The 23,278-nt window shown below is 46.7% G+C and carries 15 protein-coding genes; 12 read left to right on the top strand and 3 right to left on the bottom strand.

Going from position 1 to position 23,278, the window contains the following annotated elements; translation table 11 throughout:
- Position 1: 1 nt before the first annotated feature.
- Complete coding sequence (locus NC796_RS16475; protein WP_310685954.1) at positions 2-1,549, top strand: TonB-dependent receptor domain-containing protein; 1,548 nt, start codon at positions 2-4, stop codon at positions 1,547-1,549.
- 221 nt (positions 1,550-1,770) lie between these two features.
- Here the strand turns inward: NC796_RS16475 and NC796_RS16470 are convergent, their stop codons facing one another.
- On the bottom strand, positions 1,771-2,589 hold the full coding sequence (locus tag NC796_RS16470) for a tetratricopeptide repeat protein (protein ID WP_310685952.1): 819 nt from the start codon (positions 2,587-2,589) through the stop codon (positions 1,771-1,773).
- A 276-nt stretch (positions 2,590-2,865) separates the two neighbouring features.
- On the opposite strand from NC796_RS16470, the gene NC796_RS16465 reads away from it, so the two are divergent.
- The 4 genes from NC796_RS16465 to NC796_RS16450 all read left to right on the top strand — a co-directional run bounded on the left by NC796_RS16465 (position 2,866) and on the right by NC796_RS16450 (position 9,436).
- Positions 2,866-5,388: a TIM-barrel domain-containing protein gene (locus NC796_RS16465; protein ID WP_310685950.1), complete on the top strand. Its 2,523-nt coding sequence runs from the start codon at positions 2,866-2,868 to the stop codon at positions 5,386-5,388.
- 16 nt (positions 5,389-5,404) lie between these two features.
- Positions 5,405-5,713 carry an L-rhamnose mutarotase gene (gene rhaM / locus NC796_RS16460; RefSeq protein WP_310685949.1) on the top strand — a complete coding sequence of 103 codons (309 nt, stop codon included), beginning with the start codon at positions 5,405-5,407 and terminating at the stop codon, positions 5,711-5,713.
- A 106-nt stretch (positions 5,714-5,819) separates the two neighbouring features.
- On the top strand, positions 5,820-7,025 hold the full coding sequence (locus tag NC796_RS16455) for an alpha/beta hydrolase family protein (RefSeq protein ID WP_310685948.1): 1,206 nt from the start codon (positions 5,820-5,822) through the stop codon (positions 7,023-7,025).
- Between the two features lie 521 nt (positions 7,026-7,546).
- Complete coding sequence (locus NC796_RS16450; protein WP_310685946.1) at positions 7,547-9,436, top strand: rhamnogalacturonan lyase; 1,890 nt, start codon at positions 7,547-7,549, stop codon at positions 9,434-9,436.
- 748 nt (positions 9,437-10,184) lie between these two features.
- Here NC796_RS16450 and NC796_RS16445 read toward each other — a convergent pair.
- A complete protein-coding gene (locus NC796_RS16445) occupies positions 10,185-10,970 on the bottom strand; it encodes an SDR family oxidoreductase (protein WP_310685944.1) in 786 nt (261 codons plus the stop codon).
- Between the two features lie 384 nt (positions 10,971-11,354).
- On the opposite strand from NC796_RS16445, the gene NC796_RS16440 reads away from it, so the two are divergent.
- The 3 genes from NC796_RS16440 to NC796_RS16430 all read left to right on the top strand — a co-directional run bounded on the left by NC796_RS16440 (position 11,355) and on the right by NC796_RS16430 (position 16,895).
- Positions 11,355-12,725: an Nramp family divalent metal transporter gene (locus tag NC796_RS16440; RefSeq protein ID WP_310685943.1), complete on the top strand. Its 1,371-nt coding sequence runs from the start codon at positions 11,355-11,357 to the stop codon at positions 12,723-12,725.
- 553 nt (positions 12,726-13,278) lie between these two features.
- Complete coding sequence (locus NC796_RS16435; RefSeq protein ID WP_310685941.1) at positions 13,279-14,106, top strand: amidohydrolase family protein; 828 nt, start codon at positions 13,279-13,281, stop codon at positions 14,104-14,106.
- Positions 14,107-14,534: 428 nt separating this feature from the next.
- Positions 14,535-16,895, top strand: a complete 2,361-nt coding sequence (locus tag NC796_RS16430) for a GH92 family glycosyl hydrolase (RefSeq protein WP_310685940.1) — start codon at positions 14,535-14,537, stop codon at positions 16,893-16,895.
- A 223-nt stretch (positions 16,896-17,118) separates the two neighbouring features.
- On the opposite strand, the gene NC796_RS16425 is transcribed toward NC796_RS16430, so the two are convergent.
- Complete coding sequence (locus NC796_RS16425) at positions 17,119-18,012, bottom strand: AraC family transcriptional regulator (protein ID WP_310685939.1); 894 nt, start codon at positions 18,010-18,012, stop codon at positions 17,119-17,121.
- Positions 18,013-18,391: 379 nt separating this feature from the next.
- On the opposite strand from NC796_RS16425, the gene NC796_RS16420 reads away from it, so the two are divergent.
- The 4 genes from NC796_RS16420 to NC796_RS16405 all read left to right on the top strand — a co-directional run bounded on the left by NC796_RS16420 (position 18,392) and on the right by NC796_RS16405 (position 23,122).
- A complete protein-coding gene (locus tag NC796_RS16420; RefSeq protein WP_310685937.1) occupies positions 18,392-19,696 on the top strand; it encodes an L-fuconate dehydratase in 1,305 nt (434 codons plus the stop codon).
- A 165-nt stretch (positions 19,697-19,861) separates the two neighbouring features.
- On the top strand, positions 19,862-21,286 hold the full coding sequence (locus tag NC796_RS16415) for an alpha-L-fucosidase (protein ID WP_310685935.1): 1,425 nt from the start codon (positions 19,862-19,864) through the stop codon (positions 21,284-21,286).
- 111 nt (positions 21,287-21,397) lie between these two features.
- A complete protein-coding gene (fucP, locus tag NC796_RS16410) occupies positions 21,398-22,687 on the top strand; it encodes an L-fucose:H+ symporter permease (RefSeq protein WP_310685933.1) in 1,290 nt (429 codons plus the stop codon).
- An 81-nt stretch (positions 22,688-22,768) separates the two neighbouring features.
- Positions 22,769-23,122 carry an L-rhamnose mutarotase gene (locus NC796_RS16405; RefSeq protein WP_409070390.1) on the top strand — a complete coding sequence of 118 codons (354 nt, stop codon included), beginning with the start codon at positions 22,769-22,771 and terminating at the stop codon, positions 23,120-23,122.
- Positions 23,123-23,278 lie beyond the last annotated feature (156 nt).

Genomic DNA, 23,278 nt, shown 5'->3' with positions numbered 1-23,278 from the left:
TGTGGGAGGTAAGCTGAGCGAAAATGATCGCCTGCTCTATCGCTTTAATGCGGCAGGAAATACCGAGAATTCACACCATGACTTTGAACAGAACGAACGTTACACAATCGCACCTTCCCTGCGTTACCTCATTAATGAAAATACGACGGTAACGGCGCAGTATTCCCTTCAATATTCCGAGATGTATATCGGATCAGCCTATGTGTTTTCACCGGATGAGTTCGGTTCATTGCCCAGGGATTTCACTTTCTTTGATCCCCGAATTAATCCATCGGAGATGCGTGAGCAATATGGTTATGTGAACCTGACTCATCAATTCAGTGACAACTGGCGGATTACTGGCCAGATCGGGTACCTCAATTACAACCAACAGGGAAATTCCATGTGGGTCGCCAGCGTGGAGCCCAATGGCGACATCATTCGAAGACTAAGCATCTGGGATGCCCATGATGAGGCCAAGCTGGGACAACTGTTTGTCAATGGAGAGGAACAGACCGGCGGAGTGTCTCACAGTATTTTAGCGGGGCTCGATTTTGGGTCGAAAAACTATTTTGCCGATTGGAACCAGTCTGGTGCATTGGATTCGGAGGAAAATCCCTTTAACATCTATAATCCAAGTAATGCAAATGCTACCATCCCGGAATTTGACCGCGAAACGAGTCTGCGTAAACGGGCAGGAGGTAATATCATAACCTCTGAGTATCTATCATACTACCTGCAGGATCAGCTGGGCTTTTTTGAAGATCGCCTGTGTGTAACACTGGCCGGTAGATTAACTAACCACAAGAGTTCTTCATATGGTTCAGAAACGGATGACCAGGTATTCTCACCCCGGGCTGCGGTAAGTTTCTCTATTGATGAAAACACCTCTGTATATGGAATGTATGATCAGTCATTTGTTCCGCAAACAGGGCAGAACGCACAGGGTAAGGCCTTTGAACCTGAAAGAGGTAATAATATTGAGGGAGGCATCAAACGGTCATGGGGCAATGGAAACTGGAATGCCACACTCAGCTATTACCATATGACGAAAGAAAATATGCTGACCGCGGATCCTGAAAACCAGAACTTTTCAATTCAGCTCGGGGAAGCAGTATCCAAAGGTATAGAATTTGATCTCCGCGGGGTAGTATTAACCGGCCTGCGAGCTATGGTCAACTACGCCAATACCGACGTCAGAATTACTGAAGATACCGATCCGGCAAACGTCGGAACGAGAGTGGCGGGCCATGCGCGGCATATGAGCAATGGATGGCTGGATTATACATTTCAGCAATCGCAGCTGCGGGGCTTTGGCCTGGCGCTTGGGTATCAATACCAGGTCGACCGTTCATCCTGGAACTGGGGTGCTGATAACGAATCAGAGTTGCCCGATTACTTCAGGCTGGATGGAAAGGTATCCTGGGAGAGAGACAACTACCGTCTTTCATTGAATGTGAATAACCTGTTGGATGAGTATCTATATTCCGGTGCCAATTATGGAAGTTATCTTTACTGGCAGGCGGAACCGGGTATTAACTTCCGTGTAGGATTTGACTACTCATTCTAAAAATCTGTTCGATGAAGCCCATGAGAGGCTGTCCCTGGAAACCGGGCAGCCTCTTTTTCTGTTTCCCCTCAGTTCGATACGAAAGCTGTTATTGGCAGGAATGCGATGAAATTCGAGAGCAATTCCACGGCACTCACCGGTGGAACCAAAAGTATTTAAAAGGCCTTCTCACGATGACAGCTATGTTTGGAATAGTACTTAATTCGAACTCAAGTTATAAGTTATGCCCCTCCAAAGTGCTTCCGCTTTAATTGCTGGGCACGATGCTGCACATACCGGTCTTCTACTTGGTTGGAGGGTCTCGGAGTCAGAGATTGAATTCTGTCGAGATACGTCAGTGCTTCCTCATTACGGTTAAAGTGTAGTAATATCTGAGCATACAAAAGCAAATTCGTAGGATGCTCAGGGGCGATTTCAATCGCCTTCTTTACCAGTTCCAGTGCCTTATCATTTGAAGGCCAGCCCATTACCAGGGGAATATTCGGGGAGTGAAAATGCACTTGTGCCAAAATTCGGTATCCGCCGCCTCCCTGATACTCTTCATCCATCGCAATGATATCCTGGCAAACATCCCGAAGTTTTTTGGCAATGCCGTTGGTTGCTGCAGCCAAAAAACCGTGGACATCCGCCCAGCGACCACTGTTGGCAGCATACCAGAATTTTATGGGCACAGAATCAGGAAAACGTTCAATCATCTGCTCCCCGAGTGATTTTCCTTTTTCATACACCTGTTTCTGCTCATCTTTATCCATTCCCAGGAACATACCTTTGAAATAGTAGGATTGCAGTAGATAAGCTGCCGCTTTTTTTGAGTAGATATCCTTTTCTAATGCCTCTTCAAAAGCGAGTATGGCGTTGTTTATATATTTCGGATTGGCTCGAAAAGAGTCAGCTTCTGTGGCACGCTGTTCATACCATTGTTTACCCTCTTCAAACGGGTTTTGAGCATGAGCCAGCGAGCTGATTGAGATGCATAAAACCAGTTGCAACAGGAATTGCTGAGCAGAAAATATGCTTGCTGAAGTGATGAAATTATTCAAATATGGGTAATAGCTGGTTTATTTTGGAATATCCTCATACCACTTGATATCGATCTGGTTTGCCATAGTCAAGTATTCAACAATAATTTTCAAATTGTTCCCGGATTATACCTGTAATTGGACTATTATTTTTTCAATCTCAGGAGTTATGTTCAATGAAATCGGTAAGGTTTGCATTTTAGTGCATTTGTTCTTAGTTCCAATTCTCGAATTAAAACAGGCAAGATGTTGGCTGGGACAATTACTCTTTTCAACACAAGACCAGAAAATAATTCTATGAATATTCATTTGTACAAATCTGTTAACTATCTCTTTTTAAAAGTGACAGGAAAAATATTTTTAATCGCTTGTATTGGACTGATGTTAGCTGGCAACCTGCAGGCACAGGTTCCGGTCGGCAGCCTTCAGTCCGAAGGGCAGCGTGATGGCAATATCATTAATCTGTCTACCCAGAATGCGGATGTGCAGTTGCAGTTTTGTACGCCTTCCATTGTTCGGGTTCGGGCCAGCTGGGATGGCAATTTTGAGACGACCGGTAAGGAGTGGATGCTGACGGATAATGACTGGCAAAATGTGGATCTGCAGGTAAAAGAGACGCAAAACGATCTTATTTACTTAACCGGTGAACTAGTAGTCAGAGTCAAGAAATCACCATTTTCCATCGAGTTCCTCAAACCGGATGGTACCCTGCTCAATACGGAAACAGTTTTTCAGTCAAATGAGGTCGGAGGAATGAAAAAGCAGGGGGAAACGGTACGAGTGGAAAAGAAACTCCTGCCGGAAGAGCATTTCTTCGGGTTCGGCGAGCGAATGGACTTTATCGATCGGAGAGGCAAAAAGGTAGAACTGAATGTGGGCCGTGGTACTGGACGTCCCCATATCATCGGGGCCTACAATATTTTGGAAGCTAATTATTCACCGGTTCCATTTTTTATGAGTACCAAAGGCTACGGCATCTTTTTTCACACGTCCTATACCACGACTTGGGATATGGGGCATACTGATAAAAATTCCTACTCCTTCCAGGCCGCTGACGGACAGATAGACTATTACTTTATGTATGGACCAGAGTTTCCGACACTGCTGGATCAATACACCACGCTTACCGGGAAATCTCCTATGCTGCCTGAGTTTGCTCACGGTCTGAATGTGGGCACTTACAGCGGAGGCACCTGGGGACATGAAGAGCACACCTCCACTGATTACGTAGTGAACCTGGGGCGCAAATTCAGGGAGACCGGCATCCCGGCCGATGTATTACACCTTGATTCTACCTGGCGCATCTTCGGACCGAACGGTCATGGCTCTACCACTTTCGAGTGGCGCGACACGTTCGACAATCCTACCGCCATGTTTGACAGCCTCTATGCCATGGACTACAACATGGTGGGGCTGCACGTGCGTCCCCGCTACGATAACGGCGAAAAATATAACCTATTGGACCAGGCCCGTGAGGCTGGGGTCGTCTATCCTGAGCCCGACGGGAAAGGTGAGTTTGTCAACGTTTTTGACTCTGCTGCCGTCGAGTGGTGGTGGGAGAACGGCGTGCAAAAAGTCGTTGAGCAGGGCGCCATGTTTTTCAAAACCGATGAGGGAAGCGCGTTCGGCCATAAAGCGAACGAAAGTAACAAGGTCGGTCCCCAGGGAGAAGATGCCGAGCGACTGCACAACCTGTTCCCGATCGCATATGCGAGAGTACCTTTTATGAAATTCCAGGAAGAAAATAACATGCGTGGGTTCAACCTGACGCGTGAAGGATATGCTGGCATTCAGCGGTACCCGTATATCTGGGCGGGCGACTGGCCCAGCGAATGGCAATATTTTGAGCCGGTTATCCGGGCAGGCTTGAATATCGGGATCTCGGGTGTAGGATACTGGTCGCACAACATGGGGGGATTTGAGCACAAAGCCGATCCCGAGCTCTACATCCGGTGGAGCCAGTTTGGGATGTTTAGCCCCATGGCCCACGTCTTTGGAATGGACCACCCGGGCTACAAGGAGCCCTGGAATTATGGCCAAGAGGCCCAGCGCATCTTCAAGAAGTATGACCGCATGCGCTATCGTTTTATTCCCTATATCTATAGCGAGGCCTGGGAGATGCACAACACCGGCATGCCGATGATGCGGGCATTGGTGCTGGAATACCAGGACGATCCCAATGTCTACGATATCGATGACCAGTACCTGTTTGGTGACAACCTGCTGATTGCTCCTGTGACCACCAAAGGTGCACAGACGCGCACCGTGTACCTTCCGGAAGGCACGTGGTTCGATTACTGGACCGGCGAAAAATACACTGGGCGGGAGTACTACAACATCGTGACGCCGCTCGAAAAGCTGCCTATTTTTGTGAAAGCCGGGGGAATCATACCACAGCGCAATAGGATTGAGTCGCTCGGAGAACAGCCGGCGGATACACTCACGCTTGAGATTTTTCCCCAGGATACCTCTTCCTACGAGATTTATGATGATGACGGGAAAAGCAAGGATTATGAAAACGGTGAATATGCAATTACGAATGTAACAGTGAATGAGAACGCCGACCAGATAAGGACGGAGATTAAGGCACCAGTGGGAGAATATACGGTACCCCAGCGTTCCTACAAGCTGGCAATTCATATGTCCAGTGCTCCCGGTGCTATTGCGGAAGGTGATTCAAAACTTATGGCATACCAAGATAAGGCAAGTTATCAGGAGTCGGGACAGCCAGGATGGTTTTTTGATGAGGACTCAGGCGTGGTTCATGTCCGACTTTCTGGAACAAGCGAAAGAGATATAACCGTAACTTTATTGAAATAGCAGGGGAGAAGTCTTTATGAAACGTCACGCTTTTACCATGAAACTCAAACCCGGATACGAAGAAGAGTACAAAAAACGGCATGACGAGATCTGGCCGGAACTGGAAGAAGTGCTGAGCGAGGCTGGCATTCACAACTATTCAATTTATCTGGATGAAGAAACAGGAACGCTATTCGCCTACCAGGAGCTTGAGGAGGACCATGAGGATGTCTCCTCCAACCCGATAGTCCGAAAGTGGTGGAGCTACATGAAAGATATCATGGAGACCAATCCCGATAACTCTCCGGTCGAAAACCCATTGCGAGAGGTCTTCCATATGGATTGAGAGGATTAAGAGAACGCACCAAAAATTTCTTCTGCCGGTGATTTTGGTTCGTTTTTTTATCACTAAAAAAATGAACAACATTAATGGGTTTTAAATTTATAGCGATATGCAAAGAACATTCATTTTATTACTGGCAGCCATTATCTCATTGCCAGTATTTCCTTGCCAGGCACAAGATCAAATCTCCGATGTCGGCAATTTTTATCCCTTCCTGGATACCTACAGCCAAAACCACCGGAATAGCATGTCCTTCCTCTCAAAAGATTGGAAGAATACTGAGACGTGGAGAAGCCAGGCGCGGGCAAAAATGAATGAGCTTTTGGCATTTAATCCCGAATCGGCACCCCTCAATACGGAAATCCTGGAGACTGAGCATAGAGACGGGTACACCCAATACCTGGTCCGCTATAACCTGAACACCCTGCAAAAGACCGAAGCCTACCTGCTGATTCCCGATAATCTTGAAGAACCGGCACCGGCTGTTGTGGCATTGCACGATCACGGTGGCTTCTACTATTTCGGGAAAGAGAAGCACAACCGGACCGATGATCAACCGAAAATCCTCAAAGAATATGTTCAGAAGTTGTATGATGGCCGATACTATGCCGATGAGCTGGCCAAGAGGGGATACGTTGTCCTAAGCCCGGACGCTATCTTTTTTGGTTCACAGCGTATCGAGCCCGAAAAGATTACCCCTGACCGTACGGAGGAGTACTTCGAGCAGGCCAACGGTAACATTAACGAAAAGATTCAGGCGTTCAATGAACTGGCCGGTGATCACGAAGAGCCGATGGAAAAAACGATACTGACAGCGGGCACCACTTGGCCGGGCATCATCGTGCAAAATGACAAGCGCGCGGTGGATCTGCTGCTTTCTCGTCCAGAGGTGGATTCAGGTCGAATTGCCGCTATGGGACTTTCACTAGGCGGACTCCGAACCACCTATCTTTTTGGGATGGATCCGCGGATAAAAGTCGGGATCATTGGATGCTTTTCAAGCACGTATGAGGAGATGCTCCAGAGGCACTTGCATCACACCTGGATGATGTACGTGCCGCAGCAATACCAGTTCCTGGACATGCCCGATGTGGCTTCACTGAATGCCCCTAATCCTTTGTTGATTATGAATACCGAGCAGGATAAGCTGTTTTCTCTAAACGGAATGAAAGCTGCCAAAGAGAAGCTAAGCGGTATCTACCAAAAGATGGGAGCACCAAAAAAGTTTAAGGCCAATTTCTATGATGTGCCACACTCCATGCCAATCCCAATGCAGGAAGATGCATTCACTTGGCTGGATAAGTGGCTTAAGTAATCTGGTTTAGTTTTAAAGAGGGTTTAGAAATATTATGGTGTCATCGCGAACGGAATGAACGGAGTATACCGTAGCCTTGGCAAAGGTGTGCGAAGTGAATGGAGTGTGGCAATCTCCCACTTCACAGTACGGCCTGAGACAACTATAGGGGATCGCCGCGACCTGTGACAAGATTGTTTTAGATCTAAAAGAATACCATTACTCAATTAATTTGAGTTTGAGATAAGAATCTTGGTTAAAAAGCAATTGTTTTGGACGAAAACACTGTCCTGACCTTTGAAAAAATGGCGTATAGAATCCGACGGAATGAAGCGTTAAGAAAAAATCCATACCGCAAGATTCGTAGAATTAAGCAAGCCACGGGAAGGAGCATTCGATTTTTTTAGCGGAATGTAGACGTATTTAGCCATTTTTACACCAGCCGGCGATTTTTGATTACTTTTCATCGCTGAAAAGTAATGGGCGGATGTTCCTTAGCTAAGATTTTTATATCGAATCCACGTTAAACAAATTTCAACTGCATGAATATTTTGAAACGAATTGCACTTACAAGCCTGATAATCGCCATAATTCTGGGTCTGGGACCGGGTATCAATGCGCAACCCGTACTTGAAAAGATAGATCGGGGCGTAGTGGCCATACCTACAGAGGATGGCGATGCCTTCATTAGCTGGCGGTTGCTGGCATCGGACAACCAGGATATCGGCTTTAACGTGTATCGACAAACCGCTGGGGAAACTCCTGTTAAGCTGAATGATAGCCCACTCACCGGCGGAACAAACTACCTGGATGAAGAGATGCCTTCCGGGAAATCCACGATATCCTACTTTGTAAAATCTGTTGAGGAAGGCAAAGAGCAGAAGGCCAGCAAATCTTATCCATACAATTCCGCCAAGCCGTATATCTCGGTGCCAATGAATGTACCCGAGGGATACACCTCAAATGACGCTTCTGTGGGCGATCTTGACGGGGACGGGCAGTACGAGCTGGTTGTGCACCAAACAGGTCGTGCCCACGACAACTCTCACTCTGGCTTCACCGATGAGCCGATCCTGGATGCCTATGAACTGGATGGTACGCACCTGTGGCGCATCAACCTGGGCAAGAACATTCGGGAGGGGGCGCACTACACGCAGTTTATTGTCTATGACCTGGACGGGGACGGCAAAGCGGAGGTCGCCTGTAAAACAGCTGATGGCACTACTGACGGAGAGGGTACCGTGATTGGCAATCCCGATGCTGACCACCGCAATGAGGAGGGCTATATTCTCAAAGGTCGGGAGTTTCTTACTGTTTTTGATGGAGAAACTGGCGCTGAACTTGCGACAACCGATTACATCCCGCCGCGCCATCCTGAAACGCTGAATCCCACCAGCGAGCAGCTTGATGTAATCTGGGGCGATGGCTACGGCAACCGTATGGATCGCTTCTTGGCCGGGGTCGCCTATCTTGACGGGCGGCATCCCAGCCTGATCATGACGCGCGGCTATTATACCAGGGCAGTGATTGTGGCGTGGGACTGGCGCAACGGTGAGCTCTCCCATCGGTGGACCTTCGATACCGAGGACGGGCATCCCGAGTACCGGGGACAGGGAAACCACAGCCTGAGTGTTGGCGATGTAGATGCTGATAATAAGGATGAAATCATTTTTGGCTCGGCTGTAATTGATGATGACGGTACGGGCCTGCATTCTACGGGTATTGGCCACGGGGATGCCCTCCATTACGGTGACCTGGACCCAACGCATCCCGGGCAGGAGATCTTCCACATCCAGGAGCGTTTTGATGACGCCGGCGCCAACTTCCGCGCGGCGGAATCGGGTGAGATTCTCTGGAAAAAGCCGTCGATTACGGCCAGCGACGAGGGCGAAGGGCCCGGCCGTGGACTGGCAGCCAACATCGATCCCCGCTATCCTGGCACCGAGATGTGGGTCCGCGGCGGAGGCATTGAAGGCCTGTTCAACGCCAACGGAGAAAAGATATCGGATCATAAACCCCGATCCTGCAACTTTACGGTCTGGTGGGACGGCGATCTGCAGCGAGAGCTACTGAACAGCAACCGTATCACAAAATGGAATTGGAAAGAGGAGACTACGGAGCTCCTGCTCGAAGCGGAGGGGTCAACCTCAAACAACGGGACAAAGTCAACGCCTACGCTTAGTGCCGACCTTTTTGGGGATTGGCGCGAGGAAGTCATCTGGCGGGCCGAAGATGGAGAGGAGCTACGTATCTACACTACGACTATTCCAACTGAACACCGCTTTTATACTTTGATGCACGATCCAACCTATCGTCTGAGCATCGCATGGCAGAATGTGGCGTACAACCAGCCGCCGCACCCAAGCTTCTACATCGGGGAGGATATGGAGTTAGCTCCTGCATCTGAAGTAGAGCTGATAGAAAATTATTAATAGATATGAACGTGTTTAGGGGTTAGATTAGATGGCAAAGAACCAAGAAATATTCTCTGTGTCATCCCGGACCCCGATCCGGGATCTCGTGTGGGCACCAAACGCTGATCTATTGAGAGCTGAGATCAACGGCAGAGGCCCCGCGAGATCCTGAAACAAGTTCATGATGACACAAAGCCTGCTTTTTAACCGCTAAACGCGTTATGAATATGGAACTATCTGTCCACAGGGGTATGTAGCAGGGTAATATCACCATTCGAATCAGGATAGGCAGGATTTAAGGATTTCCAGGATTTATTTACATACAGATTATTTATCCTGTTCATCCTATAATCCAGAAGATCCTGATTCAAATTTTTGTTCTTCTTATTGAGAGACCCTTGCACTGTCGATCTCCCAACGGAAGAAGGTTTATCACCGGGCTTTTAACTATTGTCATGGTCTTCTTACCGGCTAAGCCAACATTAGTTAATTGGTACAGTGGTTATTTGTTGTCAGCTGCAAGTAGACAGATAAATGAGTGTTTCCCAATAACAAATAACCGATAACAAAATCGTTGGTGTAGATAGATTAAATCACCGGGACAATAACTAATATTCTGAAACATGTACTACTACAGTCAAGGCTTTATGGCACAAGTTCAGGATGACATTGAGATTACCACTCTAAACGCGTTACTCCACGAGCTTTTTATTTATATATTCACTCCATTAACCCGGGCACGTTAGGTTTATGACGACAAGGAAAATCAAGTGATGGCCCGGTCCAGGTGCCGGTAGCCGCCGTCTACGTGCACAAACTGTCCAGTAGTGTGAGAGGCACGCTCGGAAAGCAGGAACAGGATCGTATCGGCCAACTCGTCGGGCGTAGTCATCCTTTTTTGCAATGGGATTTTGGATACAATCTCATTTTTTTTGGCTTCCGGGTCATCAAATTTTTTGAGCCACGATTCGTAACCCGGGGTCCATGATTCCGCAATGACGATGGCATTTACACGGATATCATCCTCTCGCAGTTCCAGGGCCCATTCTCGTGTTAACGCCAATACACCACCTTTTGCCGCTGCGTAACCCGAGGTTTTTCCCTGGCCGGTCAGGGCTACTTTTGAAGCAATATTGATGATCGGACCCGAGGATTTACGCAAATAGGGCAGGGCAGCTTTGGTGACTGCAAAAAAGTGAACCAGGTTTAATTTCAGGGAATTGACAAAATCATCATATGAACCATCGAATCCCACGCCGTCATTTACTCCAAGATTATTAACAAGTCCTTCCAGCCTGCCGTAGTGACCAGTAGCCTGTTCAACAGCGTTACGGCATCCTTTCGGGGTCGTCAAGTCGGCTTCAACAAAAAGGGCGTTATGACCCTCATCCCATAACTCCTGCTCCAGTTTCTTTCCTCTTGTGTGTTTATCAACGATGACAGGGATCGCTCCCTCTGCGACGATGTGACGCACGATTGTCTCCCCAATACTCCCGGGAAGGCCGGCACCACCTGTCACCATAATTACTTTATCCTTTAAATTGAGATCCATAGTTATTGTTTAATTAGAAAAATCAAGCCTGTTTTGCCATATATAATCAGTTATCAGCACCAATAAAAATGCTTTTTGTTGATAAAATAAAGTTTCAATTCGATAAACTTTCCGTCTGTTTCGAACCTTTTCGAGTATTATCGGATGAACTTCCAGTTTGGGATAAACTAACCAAGAGGGGATGATGTTAATAATCAATTTTGGGAGTTTATTCATCTATCTCCGGGCACTTCTTTTATTGGTACATCGAAATTTGTATTCTTATCCGGGATATTGATGGTTTGGGTGTCAATGTGGTTCGGGATGCATTGATTCCCTGCGCCCAAATACAGGGACATACCATCCGCTAGCTTTTTAAATGGGATTAACAGGAAAAACCAGTTTATGAAGGAAGTAAATACCAGTCGTCCGCGCGATCCTTACCTGCTGACAGAAGATGATATAAAAGAACCGCCTACTACGTTTTGGGAGACGATAAAGCAGCTTGGGCCGGGATTTATTTTGTCCGCTGCCATCGTGGGATCCGGGGAGTTGATTGCCACAACCACGTTGGGAGCCAGGGCGGGATTTGTCACGTTCTGGGTTGTCATACTGAGCTGTCTCGTTAAGGTAACGCTGCAGTTGGAGTTCGGGAAACATGCTATCAGTTCTGGTGAGACGGTTATGACCGCCTTGAATAAGCTGCCTGGTTGGAACTTCAGGGAGATTAACTGGACCATTTGGACCTGGCTTTTTATACAGCTTTTCAAACTGTTGCAGGTTGGAGGCATTATCGGCGGAGTGGCCATTACTTTGAATATCGTTTTCCCGTCGGTCAGCGTCACAGTATGGACGATTGTAACCACGGTTTCTGCCTCATTACTGGTATTTCGTGGATATTACAAGTTTGTGGAGCGTTTTTCGCTGGTGATGATCGCCTTTTTCACTGTGTTTACTTTCCTGTCAGTTTATTTTCTACAGTACACAACGTATGCATTTGCCTGGGATGATATTCTTTTTGGATTGGAACTCCACCTGCCTACAGCCCTGGTGGGGGTTGCTATTGCCGCGTTTGGGATTACCGGGGTCGGGGGCGATGAAATTATGTACTATCACTACTGGTGCCTGGAGAAGGGGTATGCCGCCTACACCGGTCCGGTGGAAAAAAGCCCCGAATGGACCCGGCGCGCCAAGGGATGGATCCGTGTGATGTACTGGGATGCATTCCTGTCAATGATTGTATACACTCTGGTCACAGCGGCCTTCTACATCCTGGGAGCGGCGGTATTGCATACCCAAAATGTTGTGCCAGAGGGATATAAAATGATTGAAACCCTCTCCGGGATGTACACTGAAACAATGGGCAGCGGTGCTCAAAATGTCTTCTTGGTCTGTGCTGTAGTAGTACTCTTTTCCACGCTTTTTTCTGCACTGGCCAGCTGGACCCGCATTTTTGCGGATGCTTTTGGTACCCTGGGCATCTTTGATTTTTATGACATTGAGCAGCGGAGGCGGGCCATCGCTATCTTTGCCTGGGTATTTCCCATTCTTTGGGCACTGCTCTTCCTGTTTATGCAGTTGCCGGTCTTGATGGTCATCATCGGGGGCTTTTTTACCTCGGTATTACTGTTGATAGTGATTTTTGCAGCTGTCAACTTCCGTTATATACGTCTGGATGAACAACTGAAGCCCGGCCGGTTTTATGATATCGCTTTCTGGCTGAGCATTTCGGCTATTTTGCTTGCCGCCGTGTATAGTATTATCCAGGTTTTTTGAATCCCCTTTACCATCAGTGAACTCAGCGCTGTCCGCGAAGAATATTGGTCTCCCGCTGATTATACAGATACCGCAGATGGGTAAAGAACCAAAAGTCTAAACGGTAAATACATTATTGCGTATCAATAATTCGACTACAAAAACTACTCTTTATGACATTAGCTCTGCTGTTATCTCAATTCTTCAGCCCATATTTTATTTCTCTTCAAATTATGAGGAAAAATGGTGGAGATGGCTGGTTTGAGTTTGTATAAAAGGCCTTTTAAAAAGATTAATACCTAAAAAATTAGATATTAGGACAACATATAACGATCAATCCTCCTAACCTCCTTCTCCAAGGAGGAACTCTTGGGCCAACCTTGGTTCAGATTTGTATAGAAGGTCATGATTAAAATCCCTCTTGGAGCCGGGACCGACTACTGGCGGTAAGAGGGATTTAGGGAGATTGACCATACTTTAAATTATTGAGATCACTTTTTCTGAGCATGACTTTTAGGATAGACTCGGCAAGGGTAGATTAGATTAGAATTTTAGTTCAAATAACCATTAAAACATGAGAATAGATTCGCACCAGCATTTTTGGAATTATGATCCCCAAAAGCACGCCTGGATAAATGAGGAGATGAGCGTACTAAAAAGAGATTTCTTGCCGCCTGATCTCAAGTCGGAGATTGACTCGGTAGATATTGACGGTTCTGTGGCCGTTCAGGCCAGTCAAACCGAAGTCGAAACGCAGTTTTTGCTGGATTTGGCTGACAAATATGACTATGTCAAAGGCGTGGTGGGATGGCTCGATATCCGTGACGATAATTTTGAGCAGCGATTAAATCACTTTTCCCAGTTTGATGCTCTGAAAGGCCTGCGTCACATCGTGCAGGATGAGCCGGACGACCGCTTTTTACTGCAACCTGACTTTTTAGGAGGCATTAAAACACTCAGTAACTTTGATTTGACCTATGATATCTTGATATTTGCCCGACATTTGCCGGTGGCGGTAGAGTTCGCCTCAAAGTTCTCCGATCAAAAATTTGTGCTTGATCATATAGCCAAGCCAGAAATCAAGGATCAGAAAATCGATGAATGGGAAGAGGGAATACGGGAGCTGGCGAAACATCCTAAAATGTACTGCAAAGTTTCGGGGATGGTGACGGAAGCCGACTGGGATCAGTGGCAGCCCGATGATTTCAGGCCCTACCTCGATGTTGTTTTTGATGCATTTGGAACTGACCGACTGATGTTCGGGTCCGACTGGCCGGTATGCCTGCTGGCAGGAGACTATAAAGAGGTATATAAATTGGTTAAGAGCTATATAGATACATTTACAGATATAGAACAAACAAAATTACTAGGTGGAAATGCCCAACAGTTTTACAATCTATAGATTTTACTAAGTCCAGAAAATCCTTGCGATACACTTTATAAAATAAGGCTTTTGAAATACCACGGTGTCATTGCGGAATGAACGAAGTGAATGGAGTGCGGCAATCTCCCCTCGTGTGGGGATCGCCACGCCCCAAATAAACGGGGCTAGCGATGACAGTTTTATGTACCTCACAAAGCCTTCTAAAAGAGATTAATGGGGAAGAGCGAGTTCCGGTTTAGTGACAGAAGTAGAGAATATCCCGGATTTTCTTCACTGAAAAAATGAACATAATGACTCTGAAGAAAAGCTTTTAGCAAGAGTTCTAAGCTTTCAGTTCACCAAAAGGATTCTCAAATGCAGGGAACTACAGGAAGTTGATGGGATTCCTAATTATTCCATTGAAACAGGATCTATGTTAATCGATACTTTTTAGTAGAACAAATGTTATGATGAAAAAATATGTCCTTTGGCTGATCACATTAAGTGTATTATTGGGCGTGAGCTTTTCAACGGGTTACGGACAGAAGCGGGCGAAAGAACCCGTTGATTACGTTGACCCGCTTATCGATACGCATCAGTCGCGTTGGTTTTATTTTTCTTCGGCAAGTCGCCCTTTCGGGATGGTCAACCTGAGTCCCGATACTCAAACACGCGGTTCCTGGGATTCGGGCTACCGCTACGGTGACCGATATATCCACACCTTCAGCCATATTCATGCCTGGCAGATGTCGGGGATCCCCGTCATGCCCACTACGGGACCGATGACCGGACACAAGGGGTATGAAGCCTACAAATCCTCATTTTCCCACCGCGATGAAGTTGTGAAACCCGGATATCACAAGGTGGTGCTCGAAGATTACGATATCGAGGTCGAACTGACCTCTACCAAAAGAGTCGGATTTCACCGCTACCGGTATCCCTCGTCAGAAAATGCCTATATCCTGTTTGACTTGGGAGCCTATCTTGGTCACGGTCCAATGCAGGACGCCATGATACACCAAGTTTCCAATCGTGAAGTGGCCGGATATGCCGTGATGGCCCCGACTTCCCGCCGCAAGAAACCCTCCACCGTTTATTTTGTTGCCCAACTCGATACTCCCATGCATGAGTTCGGTGGATGGAAGAGCGAGTGGGGAGAAAAACAGGTCATTGAAGATCCCGGAGACCAAATTAAGGGTCCCGACAGTGGTGGATATCTTCGATTCTCGTTTGATAAACCGACGACAGTTAAAATGAAAGTTGCAATCTCCTACGTAAGCGAGGAGCAGGCGCGACTTAATCTGGATACGGAATTACCACACTGGAATTTTGATCGGGTGGTTAATGATTCGAGAGATGAATGGAATGACTGGCTTTCAAAAATTGAGGTCGAAGGCGGCACGAAGGCCCATCGCGTAAAATTTTATACTGACCTTTGGCACTCACTGCTGGGACGGCGAACCTACAGTGATGTGAATGGAAAATACACGGATAATACGGGTCCTGAGCCAGTAGTCCGGCAACTGCCGCTGGATAAAAATGGGCAGCCAACACGCGATATGTATAACTCAGACAGCTTCTGGGGAGCAGAGTGGACCATCACCCTGCTGTGGTCACTGGCCTATCCCGATATGATGAATGATTTTACTGCTACGCTCCTGGATTATTATAAGAACGGGGGATTAATAGCTCGTGGTCCCAGTGGTGGAAATTACACGTACGTAATGGTGGGGGACCAGGCCACCCCGTTAATTGCCGCTGCCTACAACAAGGGAATTCGTAATTTTGATATCGACGCCGCATGGGAGGGCGCCCTGAAAAATGCTTATCCGGGCGGCATCCGAAGCCACGCCGGGTATGAAGCGGGACCAAACGCAACCGGCGGTGGTATGCAGCAATATGTGGACCAGGGCTGGGTTCCTGTGCATCCTGAGGGAGAAGGAGGGCATCGCGAGGGAGCAGCCCAGACGCTCTTTTATGCGTACCAGGACTGGACACTGGCGCAATTTGCAAAGGGATTGGGAAAAAAGGAGCAATACCAGAGATTTATGGACCGATCGGGCAACTGGAAAAATTTATGGGACTCTGAAACAGGGTGGATTCGCCCCAAGAATCCCGATGGCTCATGGCTGGCAGACTTTGAGCCTATTTTAGCAGACTCCTTCAATGCGCCCGGTTTTGTGGAGGGAAACTCAGCCACATTCACCCATTATGTTCCCCATGATGTGAACGGTCTTATCGAGGCTTTTGGCGGACCGGAGGCGTATGTCGAGCAGCTGAACGAGCAGTTTGAAATGGCCAAGGGCAACCGTTTTATTGCCAAGGATAAACGCCACGCCGAAAGCTGGGTGGATTATTCCAATCAGCCGAGCTGCCAGATGGCACATCTCTTTAATTTTGCCGGTGCACCGTGGCTGAGCCAGTACTGGGTGCGGCAGGTTAAGGAGCTTACCTATGGCGATACGACCCCGTTTGGGGGCTACAACGGGGATGAAGACCAGGGACTGATGGGCGCTCTGGGCGTGCTTATGAGCGTCGGCCTGTTTGACGTTCAGGGTGGGGCGGATGTTGAGCCCCGCTGGGAGATAACCACACCGGTATTTGACAAGATCACCATTCACTTGGATTCTGACTACTATTCGGGCAAAACGTTTACGATCGATGTAAAGGGAGATCCCACAGAAAATATCTATATCCAGTCGGCGCGCTTAAATGGCAAGCCACTGAACCGCTACTGGATCACACATGAGGAAATTGTAAATGGTGGGAAACTGATGTTGAAGGTTGGCCCTAAGCCAAATAAAGAGTGGGGTGTGGAGTCTGAGTAAACTTTGGGCGCCAATTTATTTGTTTAAGAGGGCGTGCTCAAAAGTTGCTTTTGCGTTTTGTTGAACTGTTGAGTTGTTGAGAGGTTGAATTGGTGATCAAAAGGTTGAAGGTCTAAAAGTCTAGGGTCAGAAGGTGAAAGGTGTTGAAGTTGAGCTGTTTAAGCTGTTGAATTGTTGATTGGATTATTAGCCCAGATCTTGGTCTGAATTCTTAATTCCTAATTCATAATATTTCATTTCTAACTCCCTTGATTGCTTCTGTGTGCTTTTTTACATACTGGGTTGGTGTCATTTTCTTCTCCGACTTAAACTGGCGGTTGAAGTTGGAAATGTTATTAAAGCCCGATCGGTAGCAAACCTCGGAGACATTATACGTCTGTTCGAGCAGCAATTTGCATGCATATCCAATTTTTACCTCTTTGAGAAACTGGGAAAACGTCTTTTTTTGGGTCTTTTTGAAGTAGCGACTAAAAGCAGAAGGGTTCATGTTTACGATTCCTGCGGCCTCATCAAGAGAAATGTCCTCTTTGAAATTTTGCATTACATACTCATAAACACGTAGTATTTTACTCTCTTTCTCGTTTTCAAAGCTGCTTACGAAACCGGCGCTGGAAAGCAGTTTGTATTGATTTTGGGAAGCCAGTGAATCAAGGATATCGAGCAGAACCTTAATTCTTTTGAGTCCGTGCAGATTAAACAGGGAATTCACACTATGTTGTACCTCACTGTTTGAATCGCCTTCAAATTTAATCCCACGCTTAGATCTTTTAAACAAGTCACGCAGTGCTTTCATCTCGGGAATGCTTAAAAACTTTGTTACAAAGGAATCATAAAATCTGATAACATGGGCTTTGGCTTTTAATTCACTGTTATTTTCAAAATATTTATCCTCATTAAGCCACAGGTGAGGCAGGTTTTTTCCTATCAATACGATTTCGCCGGGTTTGAATTTTTCAATGCTGTCTCCCACAAATCGCGTTCCCGAACTTTCCAGGATAACCACCAGTTCGATTTCAGGATGGTAATGCCAAACTTTCAGGAAGTTCTTGTAGGAATGTTGTTCTACCACAAATGACCGGTTTTGATTTACAGACCGCTTCAACAGTTTTGCATCCATTTTGATCCGTCAAATTCCTAACAATTTTTCTCAATACTTGTCCAACATTGAATAATTTTGATTCGAAAGTCAATTTTACTGGGTGTGATGCAAAAAAAGTATAACTAAATGTCAAAGTTTTAGTTGAAATATGCTGAACAGTTTAGAAAACTATTAATGTTAGGTGGTGGGTTTGAATTGCATTAAATTCTCGATTCGGATTTTATCATAAAATGTTTTAAGGATTAAGGGGATGGGAATTGTAAGCAGAGATTGTATAACATTTCCATCAGTACCATGAGCTAAACCGAAATTCCTAGCGTCGAAATAACGCAGTTATGCCTGGAATCCTAACAGTCACAAATAACTGAACATTTATTTTGTATCAGGATTACAATCTATGTCTATTAACATTGTCGATTTCGAAGTAAAGGATATCCGTTTTCCTACAAGCAAAGAACTGCACGGTTCGGATGCCATGAATAAAGATCCGGATTATTCAGCTGCTTATGTGATATTCAAAACAGATCAAAACGGCCTGGAAGGACACGGCCTCACCTTTACGATCGGGAGAGGAAATGATCTTTGTGTGGCTGCCATAAAAATTATTGCCGATGCCGTCGTAGGGGACTCCCTGGATGCAATCACCAACAATTTTGGAGCATACTGGAAACAACTGACCGGTGACAGCCAACTGCGGTGGCTTGGTCCTGATAAAGGGGTTGTTCACCTGGCCGTGGCGGCGGTCGTCAATGCCTTGTGGGATCTCTATGCCAAAGCAGAAGGAAAGCCCCTCTGGAAGTTGATTGCAGACATGAAGCCAGAAGAGCTGGTGCGCTGCGTCGATTTTAGCTACATAGCAGATGCAATTACTCCTGATGAAGCCCTGGAAATGTTGAAGAAACAAGCCCCGTCTAAGCAGCAACGGATTGAACGATTGAGGCAGAAAGGCTATCCGGCCTATACTACTTCGGCAGGCTGGCTGGGATATTCTGATGATAAGATTCGTGCTCTTTGCCGACAGGCAGTCAAAGACGGCTGGACCCATGTAAAGATGAAAGTGGGGGCAGACCTTGAGGATGATATGCGCAGAGCCGAAATTATCCGCGAGGAGATCGGCTATGAACGAGTGCTGATGATGGATGCTAACCAGAAGTGGGAGGTTGATGAAGCGATCTCCAATTTGAAAGAACTTGCCCGCTTCAAGCCGTGGTGGATCGAAGAGCCCACCAGTCCCGATGATATCCTCGGTCATGCGGCTATAGGCCGTGAAATAGAGCCGATCCGAATTGCTACGGGTGAACACTGCCATAACAGGATCATGTTCAAGCAGTTTATAGAAGCTGATGCGCTGGATATTTGCCAGATTGACAGCTGCCGTGTGGGCGGAGTCAATGAAAACCTGGCGATCATGCTGATGGCTGCCAAAAACGAGATCCCGGTCTGTCCTCATGCCGGGGGGGTAGGCTTGTGCGAGTATGTGCAGCACCTGTCGATGATCGATTATATTGCGATCAGTGGCAGTATGGAAAACAGGGTAATCGAGTATGTAGACCATCTGCACGAGCACTTTTTAGATCCGGTAACGATCAAAAAGGCACACTATATGCCGCCCCAAAAACCGGGATTTAGTATTGAGATGAAACCCGATTCATTGCGCGATTATGCCTACCCGGATGGAGAGGTTTGGCAGGAATTAAGCTAGTGTTATTAGTTATTGGTAAAATGGTTATTTGTCGTCAATCATATACAAAGGTTCATGCCCTGTTATAATGACTCTACTTCTTACCATTTGCCCATTTCTAGTTGGATTGCCTCTGGACAGTTTTGCTGAAATTCGCTAACTACAAAACCAATAACCAGGGATACCATGAAATATTCAATTTTTGTCACATTACTGGTATTAACGAGTTTGATGGCTGTACAATGTACTGAGCAAAATTCCGGACAGGAAAATGAGATGGAATTGACACAGGAGGAGATTTTAAATGAGTCGGAAGAAGCTTTTGATCAACGTATGGAGTGGTGGCGTGATGCTACCTTCGGGATGTTTATTCACTGGGGACCGTATGCTGTGCCGGCCGGGGTCTACAACGGAAAAAATATAGAAGGTATTGGCGAGTGGATTATGGATCGTGCTGAAATTCCGGTTGAGGAGTATGAACAGTACGCCCGCCAGTTCAACCCTGTAAAATATGATGCCGAAGAATGGGTAAAAACAGCAAAGGATGCCGGGATGAAATACATCATCATAACCTCGAAGCATCACGACGGGTTTGGTTTGTGGGACTCCGAGGTCAGCGACTACGACGCGGTCGATTTTGCGGCGATTCAGAAAGATTTGCTGGCCGAACTAAAGAAGGCTTGTGAAAAGCATGATATGAAGCTCGGCTTCTACTACTCGATAATGGACTGGCATCATCCCAATGCCCAGGCGCCGCACTACCCCGATTACAACACCGATGAAAAGGAGAATCCGAATTTTGACCAGTATGTAGAAAATTATTTGAAGCCCCAAGTCAGGGAGTTGGTGAACAAGTTTGATCCTGCGGTACTTTGGTTTGACGGCGAATGGATACCGGAGTGGACACACGATCACGGCGTAGAGATGTATACCATGCTGCGCCAGATGAAACCGGATCTAATTATTAACAACAGGGTAGATGTCGGTCGGCAGGGTATGCAGGGTATGAACAAAGAAGGCGGCCAATTTGTAGGTGATTTTGGGACACCGGAACAGGAGATCCTGGAGAGTACCAGTGATTTCGACTGGGAAGCCTGCATGACCATGAACGACACCTGGGGTTACAAAAAGAACGATGACAACTGGAAATCAGCCGAAACACTGATCCATAATTTGGTGGATGTCGCTGCCAAAGGTGGAAATTACCTGCTCAACGTAGGTCCAACAGCAGAGGGGCTGATTCCACAAGCAAGCGTTGAGCGATTGGCAGCTATGGGAGACTGGATGGCAGTCAACGGGGAAGCGATCTATGAAACCGAGCGACTGCAAAGCGGCTTCAAAGAGGGCGAATCAATTCGTTATACCAAGAAAAAAGGTCAACCGGTCTATTACGGATTTTACCTCGAACAACCTGGTGAAGCGATTAACTTCAGCTCCCTTCAGCCCGATGAAAACTCCGAGGTGCATCTGCTTGGATATGACAAGCCACTCGAATGGAAATTCAGCGAAGATAACGGCCTGATAGTGCATGTCCCGGAAGAAGCCAGGAACAGCTCAGCCTTTGGACCTGCTTGGACGTTCAAGGTTCGCGGCAGTGAAATCAGCCGTTAATGGATTGTAGGATTGATGGATTGAATGAGGGCTGGCTGGTTATTCCATTTAGGAGTCTGTTTTATTTTTTTTAATGTTTGCAACTGCTAATAACCATTAAAGTTACATTTTATGTCAGAAATAAAGGAGATGGTAACCAAAAAGGGATCGGGGTTACGGGCCCCACTTTTACCGTTTATTCTCATCACAAGCCTCTTTTTTATGTGGGGTTTGGCCAACAATTTAACCGATACGCTCCTTGCGGCCTTCAAGCGTATCATGAGTATGAGCGATTTCCAGACCTCTTGGATACAGATGGCGTTTTACGGCTCCTATTTTTGCCTGGCTCTCCCCGCGGCGGTATTTATTAAAAAGTTTACCTACAAATCGGGTGTGCTTCTGGGATTGGGCATGTATGTGGCGGGAGCTCTCCTTTTTTATCCCTCCAGCATCGCCATGGACTACGGGTTTTTCTTGGGATCACTCTTTATCCTGGCCGGTGGACTTTCAATCCTTGAGACGGCCTGTAATCCCTATATCATTGCGATGGGAGATGAAAAGACGGGAACGCGTCGATTAAACCTGGCGCAATCCTTCAATCCCATCGGCTCTATTTCAGGCGTTATCATCAGCAAGTTCTACATTTTGTCAAATCTCGATGTTGCCTCCACCCAGGAGCGTGCGGCGATGTCGGCCCAGGAACTGCAAAAAATACAGCAAGCTGAGCTCGATGCCGTAATGGGACCATACGTGACGCTGGGGTTTGTGTTGTTGGGAATCTGGCTGATTATCGCCTTCACCACCATGCCCAGGGCATCGACGGAAAGCACAAAAATTGATCTTTGGCCAACGATAAAGAGGCTCGTAAGCAGAAAAAGCTATGTGCTGGGCGTGTTAGCACAGTTCTTTTATGTGGGAGCCCAAATCTGTGTCTGGTCGTTCACCATCCGATATGTCATGGAAGAGTTAAATTTGGCAGAATCGGCGGCCTCCAACTATTACATTGCGGCGTTGGTTGTGTTCACGGTTTTCAGATTTATAAATACCTTCCTGATGAAATATATTAAGCCGGTAAATCTACTGACCGGATCGGCACTACTGGGTGTCTTGGCTACTTTCTTGGTCATCGTGGGTAGCGGTTATCCTGCTGTTATTGCACTAATCGCAATTTCGGGATTCATGTCACTGATGTTTCCCACCATATTTGGTTTGGCCTCTGAAGGCCTGGGCAGTGACACCAAAATCGGTAGCTCGGGCTTGATTATGGCTATCGGTGGGGGAGCGGCACTGCCGCCCATCCAGGGTCTGATTTCTGATGCAACGGGTAGCATTCACATATCCTACTGGGTACCGCTTTTATGCTTTGCACTCATTGCATTGTATGGGTTTTTAAATAAAAAATATGATCCTGCAAAATTATAAAGAGTTTGTGTAGCCTTGTGGGTTCTTAGGGATAATCTGTATAATAAGATATTGACAAAAGGATAAGAGCAAACAATGAGTATGGAAATTTCCAAGAAGGGGTATAAGCGATATTGCAAAACTCTCACGTTAAAAGACGATCCTGAGTTGATCGAGGAATACAAGAGAGTGCATCAAAATGTATGGCCGGAGATCAAACAGGGCATGAAAGAGGTGGGAATCCTGAATATGGAGATTTATATCCATGAGAATAAGCTCTTTATGATTATGGAGCTGCCGGCCGATGTCGATCACGATAAAACGATGGAGGCACTGGGGAAAAAGCCCCGGCAAGCCGAGTGGGAGGCATTTGTCTCAAAATTCCAGGAAACCACGGAAGATGCCTCGGCAGATGAAAAGTGGCAACTTATGGACCGGATTTTCAAGCTGGATTAATCTTTGTTGTCTGAAAAACTCAGGAAGTCTAAAAGAGGCATTCAGCGACCATTGGGATACCGACACCTTTCGGGAGGCAATCTCTCAATAGGTGAACAAAAAACAGGCGGGGAGATCGCCGTGTCGACTTCATCGCTAAAGCCAAAAAGGGCAACA

It is taken from the genome of Aliifodinibius sp. S!AR15-10, from assembly GCF_031569985.1.
Lineage (GTDB): Bacteria > Bacteroidota > Rhodothermia > Balneolales > Balneolaceae > JAMQKA01.
This window is presented reverse-complemented; position numbering and strand designations above follow the sequence as displayed.